General features: G+C 69.2%; 13 protein-coding genes and 1 tRNA gene. 7 read left to right on the top strand and 7 right to left on the bottom strand.

Features of this window, described 5'->3' with window-relative positions; all coding sequences use genetic code 11:
• Positions 1–120: 120 nt before the first annotated feature.
• Positions 121–204, bottom strand: a tRNA-Leu gene (locus tag A6A06_RS30325).
• A gap of 683 nt (positions 205–887) precedes the next feature.
• On the opposite strand from A6A06_RS30325, the gene A6A06_RS30320 reads away from it, so the two are divergent.
• The 6 genes from A6A06_RS30320 to pknB all read left to right on the top strand — a co-directional run bounded on the left by A6A06_RS30320 (position 888) and on the right by pknB (position 9,002).
• Positions 888–1,769 carry an FhaA domain-containing protein gene (locus A6A06_RS30320; protein WP_073765414.1) on the top strand — a complete coding sequence of 294 codons (882 nt, stop codon included), beginning with the start codon at positions 888–890 and terminating at the stop codon, positions 1,767–1,769.
• A gap of 10 nt (positions 1,770–1,779) precedes the next feature.
• Positions 1,780–2,307 carry an FHA domain-containing protein FhaB/FipA gene (locus tag A6A06_RS30315; protein WP_073765413.1) on the top strand — a complete coding sequence of 176 codons (528 nt, stop codon included), beginning with the start codon at positions 1,780–1,782 and terminating at the stop codon, positions 2,305–2,307.
• Positions 2,308–2,435: 128 nt separating this feature from the next.
• Entirely contained in the window at positions 2,436–3,950 is a 1,515-nt protein-coding gene (locus A6A06_RS30310) for a Stp1/IreP family PP2C-type Ser/Thr phosphatase (RefSeq protein WP_073765993.1), read from the top strand.
• Between the two features lie 23 nt (positions 3,951–3,973).
• Positions 3,974–5,371 carry an FtsW/RodA/SpoVE family cell cycle protein gene (locus tag A6A06_RS30305; RefSeq protein WP_073765412.1) on the top strand — a complete coding sequence of 466 codons (1,398 nt, stop codon included), beginning with the start codon at positions 3,974–3,976 and terminating at the stop codon, positions 5,369–5,371.
• Entirely contained in the window at positions 5,368–6,837 is a 1,470-nt protein-coding gene (locus A6A06_RS30300; RefSeq protein ID WP_073765411.1) for a peptidoglycan D,D-transpeptidase FtsI family protein, read from the top strand. Before A6A06_RS30305 ends, A6A06_RS30300 begins: the two co-directional genes overlap by 4 nt.
• Before the next feature lie 146 nt (positions 6,838–6,983).
• The gene (gene pknB / locus A6A06_RS30295; protein WP_073765410.1) at positions 6,984–9,002 is read left to right on the top strand and encodes a Stk1 family PASTA domain-containing Ser/Thr kinase; all 2,019 of its coding nucleotides are present in this window, start codon (positions 6,984–6,986) and stop codon (positions 9,000–9,002) included.
• Between the two features lie 295 nt (positions 9,003–9,297).
• Here the strand turns inward: pknB and A6A06_RS30290 are convergent, their stop codons facing one another.
• From A6A06_RS30290 to A6A06_RS30270, 6 genes are all read right to left on the bottom strand, one after another.
• A complete protein-coding gene (locus A6A06_RS30290) occupies positions 9,298–10,053 on the bottom strand; it encodes a class E sortase (RefSeq protein ID WP_073765409.1) in 756 nt (251 codons plus the stop codon).
• 26 nt (positions 10,054–10,079) lie between these two features.
• Positions 10,080–11,621, bottom strand: coding sequence for a class E sortase (locus tag A6A06_RS30285; RefSeq protein ID WP_073765408.1), 1,542 nt, complete (start codon positions 11,619–11,621; stop codon positions 10,080–10,082).
• Entirely contained in the window at positions 11,618–12,268 is a 651-nt protein-coding gene (locus A6A06_RS30280) for an aminodeoxychorismate/anthranilate synthase component II (protein WP_073765407.1), read from the bottom strand. The genes A6A06_RS30285 and A6A06_RS30280 overlap by 4 nt, the downstream gene beginning before the upstream one ends.
• On the bottom strand, positions 12,265–12,441 hold the full coding sequence (locus A6A06_RS42220) for a hypothetical protein (protein WP_199931262.1): 177 nt from the start codon (positions 12,439–12,441) through the stop codon (positions 12,265–12,267). The genes A6A06_RS30280 and A6A06_RS42220 overlap by 4 nt, the downstream gene beginning before the upstream one ends.
• Before the next feature lie 93 nt (positions 12,442–12,534).
• Positions 12,535–13,176, bottom strand: a complete 642-nt coding sequence (locus A6A06_RS30275; RefSeq protein ID WP_242441048.1) for a class E sortase — start codon at positions 13,174–13,176, stop codon at positions 12,535–12,537.
• 183 nt (positions 13,177–13,359) lie between these two features.
• Complete coding sequence (locus A6A06_RS30270; RefSeq protein WP_073765406.1) at positions 13,360–14,130, bottom strand: DUF881 domain-containing protein; 771 nt, start codon at positions 14,128–14,130, stop codon at positions 13,360–13,362.
• A gap of 149 nt (positions 14,131–14,279) precedes the next feature.
• Here A6A06_RS30270 and crgA point away from each other — a divergent pair, with 149 nt between their 5' ends.
• Positions 14,280–14,537: a cell division protein CrgA gene (crgA, locus tag A6A06_RS30265; RefSeq protein WP_073765405.1), complete on the top strand. Its 258-nt coding sequence runs from the start codon at positions 14,280–14,282 to the stop codon at positions 14,535–14,537.
• Positions 14,538–14,820: the final 283 nt, after the last annotated feature.

Here is a 14,820-nt window from a genome sequence, read left to right as displayed (position 1 = left end):
AGCAGACACCCGAAGGAGCCGTCCGAAAGAGCCGCCCGAACCCGAAGGAGCCGTCCGAAGAAGGCGCCGGAACAACGCAAGACCCCCGGTCCGGGAATCCCGGACCGGGGGTCTCATCTGTGCGCGAGGGGGGAGTTGAACCCCCACGCCCTTTCGGGCACTGGAACCTGAATCCAGCGCGTCTGCCTATTCCGCCACCCGCGCATTGGGTGTGTCATCCGATTCTCTCACGTGATCCGGGGTGTTCCGTCCGGGTCTTGTGCGAGCGCCTTCCGACATCCAGAACATTAGCACGCTGCCAGGGGTGTAATCACATCCGTTCTCCTGGCCCGGATGCGTGACCGCCTCCGGGATGCCACCGCCGCTCCACCTCGACCGACACCCGCTCCGCCACGACCGGCATGCGCTCCCCTTGCCACCCGCCCGGGGGACCCCGCCCAGGGCTTCCCCGACCGGAACGCACCAGCCACCCCTGACCGGATCCCGCCGCCCCCGCACCACCCCGCCCGCTTCCTCCCCCACGTCGCCGCCCCACCCGGTCGGCGAACCCGGCGGTTGCGGGACACTGTGAGTGGGGCACATCTACGATCGCAGTGCCATCGCAACGCCGGCGCGGTCTCATCGCGAAGCCATCGCGGTGCCAGGGCCCGCCCCGGTGGCCGGTGACACGGCACGTTTCGGCACGGCGGCACCGCGGCCCCATCGCGGTGACACCGGAGTGACGCACCAGCAAGCAGCAGCGAGCAACCTTGTGAGGGGCGACACTCGTCCTCACGGCGGGAAAGGGGAACCAGCCGATTTCCCGGCGCGTGGATACGATCAGTAAGCAGTATCAGGACGACCCTGTCGAAGACCGACCTGACGAAGACTGAGGAAGGAGGTGCCCCGTGGGAGTACTGAAGCGCTTCGAGCAGCGTCTCGAAGGTCTCGTCAACGGCACCTTCGCCAAGGTGTTCAAGTCCGAGGTGCAGCCCGTTGAGATCGCCGGCGCGCTCCAGCGCGAGTGCGACAACAACGCCACCATCTGGAACCGCGACCGCACGGTCGTCCCCAACGACTTCATCGTCGAACTGAGCACCCCCGACTACGAGCGGCTCAGCCCGTACAGCGGCCAGCTCGGAGACGAGCTCTCCGGCATGGTCCGCGACTACGCCAAGCAGCAGCGCTACACCTTCATGGGCCCGATCAAGGTGCACCTGGAGAAGGCCGACGACCTCGACACCGGCCTGTACCGCGTCCGCAGCCGCACCCTCGCGTCCAGCACATCCCAGGAACACCCGGGCGCCGCAGCCGCGGCCCAGCGCCCCACCGCGCCCCGGAGCAGCCCGTCCGGCCCCGGCGGTCATGTGGGCCCGCCCCCCATGCCCACCTCCCCGCCCGGAGCCGCACAGCCGGCCCCCCGGTCGGCGCCGCCCGGCGCCGGTCCCCAGCCCGGAGCTGCTTCCGACAGCTGGTACCAGGGCCGGGGCGCAGCGGATCGGAGCGCGCAGACGCGGCGCTGGATCGAGATCAACGGCAACCGCCACCAGATCTCCCGGTCCACGCTCGTCCTCGGCCGCAGCACCGACGCCGACGTACGGATCGACGACCCGGGAGTCTCCCGGCGGCACTGTGAAATCCGCGTCGGAACGCCTCCCACGGTCCAGGACCTGGGTTCTACCAACGGCATCGTGGTAGACGGGCAGCACACCACCCGCGCTACGCTCCGCGACGGCTCGCGGATCGTCGTGGGCAATACCACCATCGTTTACCGGCAAGCCGAAGGGTGAAGCGGGGGCAATGTCAGAGCTGACCCTCACGGTCATGCGGTTGGGTTTCCTCGCCGTACTGTGGCTGTTCGTCATCGTGGCCGTTCAGGTCATCCGCAGCGACCTGTTCGGCACGCGTGTCACGCAGCGCGGCGCCGCCCGTCGCGGCGGCCAGGAGGCGCGTACGCAGCAGCGCCAGCAGGCCGCCCCGCCGCAGCAGCGCCGCCAGGACAGCGGTCGCGGCAACAACCGTCAGCGCCGTGGTGCCCCCACAAAGCTGGTGGTCTCCGAGGGCACGTTGACGGGTACGACCGTCGCCCTCCAGGGCCAGACCATCTCCCTGGGACGCGCGCACGACTCCACGATCGTGCTGGACGACGACTACGCCTCCAGCCGGCATGCCAGGATCTACCCGGACCGTGACGGCCAGTGGATCGTCGAGGATCTCGGGTCCACCAACGGCACGTATCTCGACCGGACCCGACTGACGACCCCGACACCGATCCCGCTGGGAGCCCCGATCCGCATCGGCAAGACCGTCATCGAGCTGCGGAAGTAGTGCTACGTGATGAAAGAGCGCGAGCGGAGCGAGCGAGCCGCGGCGGTCCACTCGACGGACCCGAGCGTGCTCCCGACCGGAGGGTGGGCACCGTGCGGATGTACCCCGAGCCGACGGGCGAGGTGCGTATGAGTCTGTCACTGCGCTTCGCCGCCGGATCGCACAAGGGCATGATCCGGGAGGGCAACGAGGACTCCGGCTACGCCGGCCCGCGCCTGCTCGCCATCGCCGACGGCATGGGCGGCCAGGCCGCAGGCGAGGTCGCCTCCTCCGAGGTGATCTCCACCCTCGTCCAGCTCGACGACGACGTCCCCGGCTCCGACATCCTCACCTCCCTCGGTACGGCCGTGCAGCGCGCCAACGACCAGCTGCGCGTCATGGTCGAGGAGGACCCGCAGCTGGAGGGCATGGGCACGACCCTGACCGCCCTGCTGTGGACCGGGCAGCGGCTCGGCCTCGTGCACGTCGGCGACTCCCGCGCGTACCTGCTGCGGGACGGCGTCCTGACCCAGATCACGCAGGACCACACCTGGGTGCAGCGGCTCGTCGACGAGGGCCGGATCACCGAGGAGGAAGCCACCACCCACCCGCAGCGCTCCCTGCTGATGCGCGCGCTGGGCAGCGGCGACCACGTCGAACCCGACCTGTCCATCCGCGAGGTACGGGCCGGCGACCGCTACCTGATCTGCTCGGACGGCCTGTCCGGCGTGGTCAGCCACCAGACCATGGAGGACACCCTCGCCAGCTACCAGGGCCCGCACGAGACCGTGCAGGAACTGATCCAGCTGGCACTGCGCGGCGGCGGCCCGGACAACATCACCTGCATCGTCGCCGACGTCCTGGACGTCGACGCCGGTGACACCCTCGCGGGCCACCTCAACGACACCCCGGTCGTCGTCGGTGCCGTCGCCGAGAACCAGAACCAGCTCAGCGACCCCAGCACGATGCAGACGCCGGCCGCCCGCGCCGCCGAACTGGGCCGTCACCGGGATACGTCGCAGGCCGCGCCGGGCGGCGCCTTCGGCCCGCCGGGCAGCGGCGACAACGACGTTGCGGGCCCGCCGCAGGGCTCGTTCGGCGCGTTCACGGACGAGGAGTTCCTCAAGCCGGAGCGCGGCCGGGGCAGGTGGATCAAGCGGTCGCTGATCATCGTGTTGGCGCTCGCCGTCGTCGGCGGCGGCCTGTACGCGGGCTACCGCTGGACGCAGACGCAGTACTTCGTCGGCACCAAGGACAACCACGTCGCGCTGTACCAGGGCATCAGCCAGGACCTCGCCTGGATCAAGCTCAACAACGTCGACGAGGACCACCCGGAGATCGAACTCAAGTACCTCCCCGTCTACCAGCGCAACCAGGTCAAGGAGACCATCGCCGTCGACAGCCGCACCCAGGCCATCGACAAGGTCACCGAACTGGGCAAGCAGGCCAACGCCTGCCAGTCGAAGGAACAGCGGGAAGCGGCGGAGCGCGAGGCGGCGGCCCGTAAGAAGGCCGAGGAAGAAGCCCGCAAGGACAAGACCGGCAAGCCCGGCAACCAGACGGGCAAGCCCCTGGCAACCCCGACACCCACACCCACCACCAGCCAGACGCCCCCCTCCGAGGAGCAGCAGAAGCTGGAAAAGAATTGCAGCACCCAGCAGTGAGGGCGTAGGGGGCCGTAGAACTGATGAGCAGCACCACCACCACGACCACCGTGGGCACCATCGGCGCCCCGAGCCGCCGCAACACCGAGCTGGCCATGCTCGTCTTCGCGGTGCTCATCTCGGTGTTCGCCTACATCAACGTAGGCCTGGCCAAGGAAGGCTCGGTCCCGGCAGGCATCCTGGGCTACTCCCTCGGCCTCGGCCTGCTGGCCGGCGTCACCCACCTCGTCGTACGCAAGTGGGCCCCGTACGCCGACCCGCTGATGCTGCCCATCGCGACCCTCCTCAACGGTCTCGGCCTGGTCTTCATCTGGCGCCTCGACCAGGAACCGCAGATCACCACCAAGCAGCTCGGCGGCGCCATGGCCCCCGGGCAGATGATGTGGTCGACGCTCGGCGTCGCCCTGTTCCTCGGCGTACTGATCTTCCTCAAGGACCACCGTGTCCTGCAGCGCTACACCTACATCTCGATGGTCCTCGCGCTGATCCTGCTGATCGCCCCGGTCTTCTTCCCGGCCAAGTTCGGCGCCCGTATCTGGATCACCATCCCCGGCGTCGGCTCGCTGCAGCCCGGTGAGTTCGCCAAGATCGTCATCGCGATCTTCTTCGCGGGCTATCTCATGGTCAAACGCGACGCACTGGCGCTGGCCAGCCGCCGCTTCATGGGCCTGTACCTGCCGCGCGGCCGCGACCTCGGACCGATCCTGGTCATCTGGGCGCTGAGCCTGATGATCCTGGTCTTCGAGACCGACCTCGGTACCTCGCTGCTCTTCTTCGGCCTGTTCGTGGTCATGCTGTACGTGGCCACCGAGCGCACCAGCTGGATCGTCTTCGGCCTGCTGCTCAGCGGCGCCGGCGCGGTCGCGGTCGCCACCTTCGAGTCGCACGTGCAGACCCGTGTGCACAACTGGCTCAACCCCCTGGAGCTGCTCAACGGCGGCGTCACCGAGACCGCCCAGGCCATGTACTCCTTCGGCTCCGGCGGCATCCTCGGCTCCGGCCTCGGCCAGGGCTACTCCCGCCTCATCGGCGGCATCGCGCCCAAGAGCGACTACATCCTCGCCACCGTCGGCGAGGAAGCCGGCCTCGCCGGCCTGATGGCGATTTTGCTGCTGTACGGCCTGCTCATCGAGCGCGGTATCCGTACGGCGCTGGCCGCCCGCGACCCGTTCGGCAAGCTCCTCGCCATCGGTCTGTCCGGCGCCTTCGCCCTCCAGGTCTTCGTCGTCGCCGGCGGTGTGACCGGCCTGATCCCGCTCACCGGTATGACGATGCCGTTCCTGGCGCAGGGCGGCTCCTCCGTCATCGCGAACTGGGCCCTGGTCGCGCTCCTGCTGCGCATCAGCGACACCGCGCGACGCCCCGCCCCGGCCCCGGCACCCTCCACCGATGCCGAGATGACCCAGGTGGTCCGACCGTGAACAAGCCTCTGCGCCGCGTAGCCATCTTCTGCGGCCTGCTGGTTCTCTCCCTGCTCATCCGCGTCAACTGGGTGCAGTTCGTACAGGCCGACGAGCTGAAGAACGACACGAACAACCGGCGCGTGGCCATCGAGCGCTACAGCCAGCCCCGCGGCAACATCATCGTCGACGGCAAGGCCATCACCGGCTCGACCACCAACGACAGCGGCGACTTCAAGTACAAGCGGACGTACAAGGACGGCCCGATGTGGTCGCCGGTCACCGGCTACGCGTCCCAGGCGTTCGGCTCCAACCAGCTGGAGAAGCTGAACGACAGCATCCTGTCCGGCACCGACGACAAGCTCTTCTTCAGCCGTACGGTCGACATGTTCACCGGCGAGAAGCAGAAGGGCGGCGACGTCGTCACCACCCTGAACGCCAAGGCGCAGAAGGCCGCCTTCGAGGGCCTGGGCAAGAACAAGGGCGCGGTCGCCGCGATCAACCCGGAGACCGGCGCGATCCTGGCGCTGGCCAGCACCCCGTCGTACGACCCCTCCACCTTCGCGGGCATGTCCGACAAGGACGCCGAGGCGTACAACGCGCTGCTGAAGAAGGCCAACCCCGACGAGCCGATGCTCAACCGGGCACTGCGCCAGACCTACCCGCCGGGCTCGACATTCAAGGTCGTCACCGCCGCCGCCGCGCTGGAGCACGGTCTCTACACCGACATCAACGCCAAGACGGACTCGCCGCTGCCCTACTACCTGCCGGACACCGCGCACCAGCCGCTGAAGAACGAGGGCAACATCCCCTGCGAGAACGCCAGCCTCAAGGAAGCGCTGCGCTGGTCCTGCAACACCGTCTTCGGCAAGGTCAGCGCGGATCTCGGCAACAAGACGATGAAGGCCGAGGCGGAGAAGTTCGGCTTCAACAACCCCGAGGTCGACACTCCGGTACGGGCCGCCGAGAGCGTCTACCCGACCGACAACCGGCCGCAGAACGCGATGGCCGGCATCGGCCAGGCGTCCAACCGCGCCACCCCGCTGCAGATGGCCATGGTCACCTCCGCCATCGCCAACGGCGGCAAGCTGATGAAGCCGTACATGGTCGACCAGCTGGTTGCCCCCAACCTCAACGTCGTGCAGCAGCACACGCCGGAGGCGATGAGCCAGCCGCTCAAGCCGGAGAACGCCCAGAAGCTCCAGGAGATGATGGAGGGCGTCGTCCAGAACGGCACCGGCACGAACGCCCAGATCAGCGGCGTCACCGTCGGCGGCAAGACCGGCACGGCCCAGCACGGCGAGGACAACAAGGACAACCCGTACGCCTGGTTCATCTCCTACGCCAAGACCGCCAAGGGAACGCCGGTGGCCGTCGCCGTCGTGATCGAGAGCTCGGACACACTCCGCGACGACATCGCGGGCGGCAAGCTCTCCGCCCCCATCGCCAAGAAGGTCATGGAGGCGGTACTCGACGGCAAGAAGTGACCCCGGTCACGCCAATACCGGTCGGATATCAGGTGCCGGTCGCGACCGGGCCCCGCATGGTGTGCCGGGTACGGTATGCCCGAACAGCACACCGCCGGACCACACACGGGTGCGGTCGGGACTGACGGAGAGGGCTGGAGTAGCTTATGGAAGAGCCGCGTCGCCTCGGCGGCCGGTACGAGCTGGGCTCGGTGCTCGGCCGCGGCGGAATGGCCGAGGTCTACCTCGCGCATGACACCCGCCTGGGCCGCACCGTCGCTGTGAAGACGCTGCGCGTGGACCTCGCCCGCGACCCGTCCTTCCAGGCCCGGTTCCGCCGTGAGGCCCAGTCGGCCGCCTCGCTGAACCACCCGTCGATCGTCGCCGTGTACGACACCGGCGAGGACTACGTCGACGGCGTCTCCATCCCGTACATCGTCATGGAGTACGTGGACGGTTCCACCCTGCGTGAGCTGCTGCACTCCGGTCGCAAGCTGCTGCCCGAGCGGTCGCTGGAGATGACCATCGGCGTGCTCCAGGCGCTGGAGTACTCGCACCGGGCCGGCATCGTGCACCGCGACATCAAGCCGGCCAACGTCATGCTGACCCGCACCGGCCAGGTGAAGGTCATGGACTTCGGCATCGCCCGCGCGATGGGCGACGCCGGTATGACGATGACGCAGACCGCCGCGGTCATCGGCACGGCGCAGTACCTCTCGCCCGAGCAGGCCAAGGGCGAGCAGGTCGACGCGCGCTCCGACCTGTACTCGACGGGCTGTCTGCTCTACGAGCTGCTCACCGTCCGGCCGCCGTTCGTCGGCGACTCACCCGTCGCCGTGGCCTACCAGCACGTACGGGAAGAGCCGCAGCCGCCGAGCAACTTCGACCCCGAGATCACGCCCGAGATGGACGCCATCGTCCTCAAGGCACTGGTCAAGGACCCCGACTACCGCTACCAGTCGGCGGACGAGATGCGCGCCGACATCGAGGCGGCCCTCGACGGGCAGCCGGTCGCGGCGACCGCCGCCCTCGGCGCGGTCGGCTACGACCAGGACCAGCCGACGACGATGCTGCGCCCGCAGGATCCGGCGGGCCAGACGTCGATGCTGCCGCCGATGAACCCGGACGACGGCGGTTACGGCTACGACGAGCGGCCCGACCGGCGCCGTGGCGGTGGTGGCGGCGGCCAGAAGAAGAAGCACACCTCGACGATCCTGCTGGTCGTCGCGGGCGTCCTCGTGCTGGCCGGTGCGATCTTCATCGGCAAGGCGATGTTCAGCGACAGGAGCAGCAGCAGCGACGTCAAGGTGCCGGAGCTGACCGGGAAAACCTTCGAACAGGCCAAGTCGTCCGGCGTCAACGGCGGGTTCAAGGTCGCCAAGGGCGGCAGCACGGCCTGCGAGAACGTCGAGAAGGACCAGGTCACCAAGCAGTCCCCGGCCGCCGGCAAGGAGGTCGCCAAGGACGGCACGGTGACGGTGACGATGTGCACCGGGCCGGAGAAGGTCACCATCCCCGACGTCACGGGCCTGACCTTCGACAAGGCGAAGGAAGACCTGACCAACAAGGGCTTCGAGGACGTCCAGAAGTCCGAGCGGGTCTCCGAACGCCCGGAGGGGACGGTCATCGACCAGGACCCCAAGAGCCAGTCCGAGGGCACCAAGAAGACCAAGATCACTCTGATCGTCGCCAAGAAGTCGCCGACCGCGACCGTGCCGCCGGTGACCGGCCAGGACTTCAACACCGCCTCCAAGCAGCTGACCGACCTCGGCTTCCAGGTCAGCAAGACCGAGGAAGAGGTCTCCGACCCGAACCAGGCCGGCAAGGTCACCAAGCAGTCCCCGGACGGCAACACGCAGGCCACGAAGGGCTCGACGGTCACGCTGACCGTCGGCAAGGCGGCCGAGCAGAAGCCGGTGCCCACCGTCGTCGGCCAGTCCGTCAAGGACGCCAAGAAGGCCCTGCAGGACGCCGGCTTCACGAACATCCAGTTCGCGAACGGCAGCTCGCAGGACGACAAGGCCCGCGTGATCACCCAGGACCCGCAGCCGAACACCCCGTCCGCCCCCGGGACCACGACGGTGACACTCACCACGATGGGCGCCCCGAGCGGGGACGACGGCGGTGACGACGGAGACATCTTCGGCAACCCGAGCGGCTGGTGGGGACGGCACAACAGGCACTGACCGGCACCCACTGCCGTACGGGAGAGCCCCGGCACCCTTCGAGGGGGCCGGGGCTCTGCTGTGGGCGAGGGTGGGGGGAGAGGGTGGGGGCGCGGGTGGGAGCGGGGGTGTGACGGCGGGGAGGGGCCGGAGGGCCGCCGAGGCCGCCGAGGACGCCGAGGACGCCGGGGGGACGGTCGAGGGCAGCCGAGGGCTTTCGGGAGCAGCCGGGAGCTTCGGGGGCTGCTGAGGGCGGCGAGAGGCGGCCGGGAGGCGTCGGGAGCGGCCGGGGGACCGCCGTAGGCCGATGCCGTCCTTAGCGCAGTTCCTTCGGCGGGGTGCGCTTCGCGTCGACCTTCTCCGTGCGCTCCAGCTCGCCCCAGACGATGTAGCGGTACGAGGAGGTGTAGACCGGCGTGCAGGTCGTCAGCGTGATGTAGCGGCCCGGCTTGCGCTTGCCGGACTCCTTGGGGACCTCGTCCAGGACGTCCACGTTGTACTTCGAGGTCTCGTCCAGGGACGCGTAGACCTTGTAGATGTACCAGGTGTCCTTGGACTCGAAGACGATCGGGTCGCCGTCCTTGAGCTTGTCGATGTTGTGGAACTTCGCACCGTGCCCGTCCCGGTGCGCGGCCAGCGAGAAGTTGCCCTTCTTGTCCTGCGGAAGGGCGGACTTGACCGGCTCGGTGTAGTAACCGGCGACGCCCTCGTTGAGGACCTCGGGCTCGATGCCCTTCTTGACGAGCACCTCACCGTTCTTCATCGCCGGTACGTGCAGGAAGCCGATGCCGTCCTTGGTGTCGAGCACGCCGGGGCCCTGCGGGGTCTGCGGGGCCCGCGCCCAGTTCTTGCGCACCGTGTCGCCCTGTTTGTGCGCCTCACGGTCGGCGAGGACGTTCGTCCACCACAGCGAGTAGGCGACGAAGAGGGCGAGGATCAGCCCTGCCGTGATCAGCAATTCGCCGATGACGCTGACGACGGTGGCGATACGCCCGCGCAGACGGCGCGGCGGCGCGGACCTCGGCCGCTCCGCCGCCGGCCCGGTGTCCTCGTCGTGTCCGGTGGCAGTCACCGCGTTGGTACCCCTCTTACGTTCGCTCAGCTGACGAGCGCATCCGGCTTGCCCTTGCTCCGCGGCCGCTCCTCGACCATCTTGCCCCAGACGATCATCCGGTAGGTACTGGTGAATTCCGGGGTGCAGGTCGTGAGCGTGAGGTAGCGGCCGGGGCCCTTGAAGCCGGAACCCGGCGGCACCGGGCCGATCACCCCGATGTTCCGCGGCGAGGTCTGCGGGAGGATGCTCTCCATCTCGTACGTGTAGTACGTGCTGCCCGTCTCGACGACGATCTTGTCGCCCTTGGCCAGCTTGTTGATGTAGCGGAACGGCTCACCATGGGTGTTGCGGTGCCCGGCCACGGCGAAGTTGCCCTGCTTGTCCCAGGGCATCGCGGTCTTCACGCTGTTCTTGTCGTAGTGGCCGACCATGCCGCGGTCCAGCACCGCGGGCTTGCTGATGCCCTCGGCGATCGGGACCTTCACGTCCAGCTTGGGGATATACATGATCGCGAAGCCCTGGCCGGGCGAGAAGGCATCGGGCTTGCGGTCCTCGGCACCCTCGTCCCACTCGTGCTCCAGACTGCTGGCGGTGCCGCCCGCCTGCTGGTGCGCCAGGACGTTCGTCCACCACAGCTGGTAGGTGACGAAGAGGAGCATCAGGACGCCGAGGGTGATGAACACCTCGCCCATGGCCCGGCTCGCGATGACCCCCGGGCTGTCCTTGAGGGCCCGCTCGGCCCGGCGGGCCTCCACGCGCGACATGGGCGCGGAAGGCGCCTCAGTGGCCGACGAAGGGGCGTCGGCAGTGTTCGAGGAGGAACCGCGCCGCGTACGCCTGTTACCGCGTTTGGCGGCCTCCTGGGCGGCTTTACGGCGCGCGGCTCGGCCACCGGTCACTGCCGACGTCGAAGCTGCCGGATCGGAAGCCGACGACGCGGGCTCTGTTTCACGTGAAACAACGTCCGGCCCGCGGCGGTCGCCGCCCCGCTCCTCGGCCTGACGGAGCGCCATGGTCTCGGCGTCGTAGGCGGGGTCCGAGACGGGGCCCGGACCCGGAGCACGAGCGTGCAGCGGATCGGGGGCGGGCACCGCCCCCGAAGCGTGCAGCGGATCGGGGGCACCGGCGACCGAGTCCGCAGCGCTGACCGGGCCCGGCACATACGGCGGATCCAAGGACGGGTTCAGGAACGGGTCCGCCGTGGGCGCGGGCGTCGGGCCCGGTTCCGCGACGTACGCAGACGCCGGGGTCTGAGCCGGACCGGGTATCGGACCGTTCGCCGTACGGTGCGGAGCCTGATTCGGGTCCGGTCCCCGCTGCGGCGCGGGGGGCGCCGCCGGGGCCTGGTGCGGGCGGAACCACGGGGAACCGCTCTTCGCCGGGGCGGGCTGCGCCGGTCCCGGCTGCGCGTTCCGCTCGGGGCCCGGTTGCCGCTCCCGCGCCGGCGGGTTGCCCGGGAGCGGGTCCGTCAGCGGGTCGTCCAGCTGACCGACGGCCGCCTCGAACGCGTCCCGGCCGTACGTGCCCCCGGCATCACGCGACGGCTCGTCCGACCTCCCCTCGCGCTCGCGGCGGAGGTCAGTCACGCGCCGACCTTGCCGACCACCGGGGCAAGCCCCGCCGAGCGCTCCACCGCACCGGAATCGCCACACTCCACCAGCCAGTTGGCGAGCATCCGGTGGCCCCACTCGGTCAGTACCGACTCGGGGTGGAACTGCACACCCTCCACCGGAAGTTCGCGGTGCCGCAGCCCCATCGCCACTCCGGACCCGGCGTCGTCGCCCGTCCAGGCGGTGACCACCATCTCGTCGGGGACGGTGCCGGGCTCGACGGCCAGGGAGTGGTAACGGGTGGCGGTGAAGGGCGTGGGCAGCCCCTTGAAGACGCCCGCGCCTTCGTGGGAGACCAGGGAGGTCTTGCCGTGCAGCAGCTCGGGGGCCCGGCCCACGACACCGCCGTACGCGACCGCCATCGACTGCAGACCGAGGCAGACGCCGAAGATCGGCACCCCCGTGTCGGCACAGTGCCGGACCATGTCGACACAGACACCGGCCTGCTCCGGGGCACCGGGGCCCGGGGAGAGCAGCACGCCGTCGAACCCGTCCTGTGCGTGCCGCAGCTCGACCTCGTCGTTGCGCAGCACCTCACATTCGGCACCCAGTTGGTAGAGGTACTGGACGAGGTTGAAGACGAAGCTGTCGTAGTTGTCGACAACGAGGATCCTTGCGGTCATCGGACGGCGTCCATTCCTCGGTCGACGGTGACGTCATTGAAGGGGAGCAGCGGCTCCGCCCACGGGAAGACGTACTGGAAGAGCACGTAGACGATCGCCAGCACCAGCACGAGTGAAAGCAGCGCCTTCACCCATACGTTGCCCGGCAGATGCCGCCAGATCCAGCCGTACATGCTGTCGCTGTCCCCACTCGCCGATGACGATGACCGTGTCGATCGATGTCGATCGCCCCACCAGACTAAGGGGCGAGGGCGGGGACCGGGGGGTCAGCCGGTCAAAGCCGACGGCCTTCCACGCTCCACGGGTTGGGTGGAATCCAGGTGAGCCCAGACGATCAGCCGGTGGCTGTGGCCCCACTCCGGCTCGCAGGTCGTCAGGGTGAGGTAACGCCCCGGACCGTTGTATCCCGATTTGCGGGGTACCGGATCGATGACTCCGATGTCGGTGGGCAGCGTCGTGTAGGGACGCCCGTCGATCCGGTACGTGAACCAGGTCGTCCCGTCCGTGAGGACCACCGCGTCGCCCGGCCGCAGCGCCGGGAAGTCCTTGAACGGGTCGCCATAGGTACGGCGGTGCCCGGCCACCGCGAAGTTGCCCGTCTCACCGAGCCGCGCGGTGCGGCCGTAGTGCCCCAGCCCCTTCTTCAGTACGTCCGCCCCGGTGCCCTCCAGCACCGGCTTGCTCCAGCCGGCGCCGAAGCGGGGGATGTACATCACGGCGAAGGACGTGCCGCTTTCGTACCGCGGCTGCTCGCGGGAACCGTCCGGCTGCCCGTCGGCTCCGTCCGGGGAGGCGGTGGCGGCCGGGCCGGCGGACCACCGGTCCCGGAGCTTGCCGATCTCGCCGTCCATCGCGCTGTCGGCCCGTACCCCCGTCCAGAACAGGACGTACACCACGAAGAGCACCATCAACGTGCCAACGGTGACGCAGACCTCGCTGAGCGTTCGCACGACCAGCCGCGCCGTCGTGGCGGGCCGCCGCCCCGCGCCGGACCGCCCCCTCGCCCCGGACCGCGCCGCCGCGCCGGACCGTGCCGTCATTGCGGACCGCCCCCTCCCCGGCCGCCGGGGCCGATGCGGGCGGCCGGCGGATCACGGCTTCACAGGCTGTGCGTAGTGGAGATCCACTGTGCCGGAGTAGCCGGGCAGAGTCACCGCCTCGTGCTGGTCGACTTTCCAGCCGAGGCCGTAGGCGTTCACGTACTGCATGTAGTTCTGGATGGCCGGCGAGGCGGTCAGCGCCCTGTTCAGCGCCTCGCGGTCGCCGACGGCGGTGACCTTGTACGGGGGCGAGTAGACGCGGCCCTGGAGGATCAGGGTGTTGCCGACACAGCGCACCGCGCTGGTGGAGATCAGCCGCTGGTCCATGACCCGGATCCCCTTGGCACCGCCCTGCCACAGGGCGTTGACCACGGCCTGCAGGTCCTGCTGGTGGATGACCAGGTCGTTGGGCTGCGGCTCCGGCACGCCGGGGATCTTCGCGGTGGCGTTCGGCGGGGCGTCGGTGAGGGTGACGGTCATGCCCTGGCCGTCGACCGGCTTGGTGCCCGCGTGCTTCTCCAGCGCCGCCAGCTTGGCGTCTTCGGCCTTGGAACTGCCACTGTCCTGGTGCGCGAGGGTGTCCACCTCGTCGCGCAGCGCGGCGATGCGCTCGTCGTTGGCGCCGTTCTTGTGGCTGCGTTCCTGGATGAGGTCGGACAGGCGCAGCATCGAGTCGTCGGAGCGCAGGTCCGTACCGCGTGCGGTGTCGAAGCTCAGCCAGAAGATCAGCCCGGCGAGCGCGAAGACCGCCAGGGTCAGCAGACGCACCGGCCGCAGGCGGCGGCGCGGCGGGCGGCCGGGGGAGTCAGCGGAAGTGCTCAACGTACCCTTGCTCCTTACGACGCCGCGGAAGCACTACGCTAACGGACGCCCGGGGAGGAAAACCGCTCCCCGTCGCTCCCCGAACGGCCCGCATCACGCATCTTCCGCCCCCAGTGCGGTCACGCAGATCATCGACAGGAGAGTTCCTCGTGCCGAAGTCACGGATCCGCAAGAAGGACGACTTCACGCCGCCGCCGGCGAAGCAGACCACCAGCCTGCGCATGAGTTCCGGACGTGGCTGGGTCGCTCCGGTGATGCTGGCGCTGTTCCTGATCGGTCTGGTGTGGATCGTGCTCTTCTATGTGACCGGGGGCGACATGCCCGTCAAGGCGATGGGCAACTGGAACATCGTCTGCGGGTTCGGCTTCATCGCGCTGGGCTTCGGCGTGTCCACCCAGTGGAAGTAGCCCGGACCGGCCGCAGTCACCGGTGACACCGGCCTTCCAGGACGACCACGCCCGGCAGGGCGGCCCAGGCGGCCGCCCCTGCCCGGGCCGCTGTCACGCGCCTGCCGGGGGCACCGTCGCGCAAGCCCTGCCCAAGGCCATCCACACGGTTATCCACAGCCGGGGAAAACTTCAGAAGATCTGTGGATAACTTCCCGGCCGTTGACGCCGGTGTGACCGGCGACCCGCCACCCGGACCACCGCCTCACCCCGCTCTTCCTGGGAAAACGCAGCTCAGTACAGA

It is taken from the genome of Streptomyces sp. CB02923 (assembly GCF_001905005.1).
Classification (GTDB): domain Bacteria; phylum Actinomycetota; class Actinomycetes; order Streptomycetales; family Streptomycetaceae; genus Streptomyces.
This window is presented reverse-complemented; position numbering and strand designations above follow the sequence as displayed.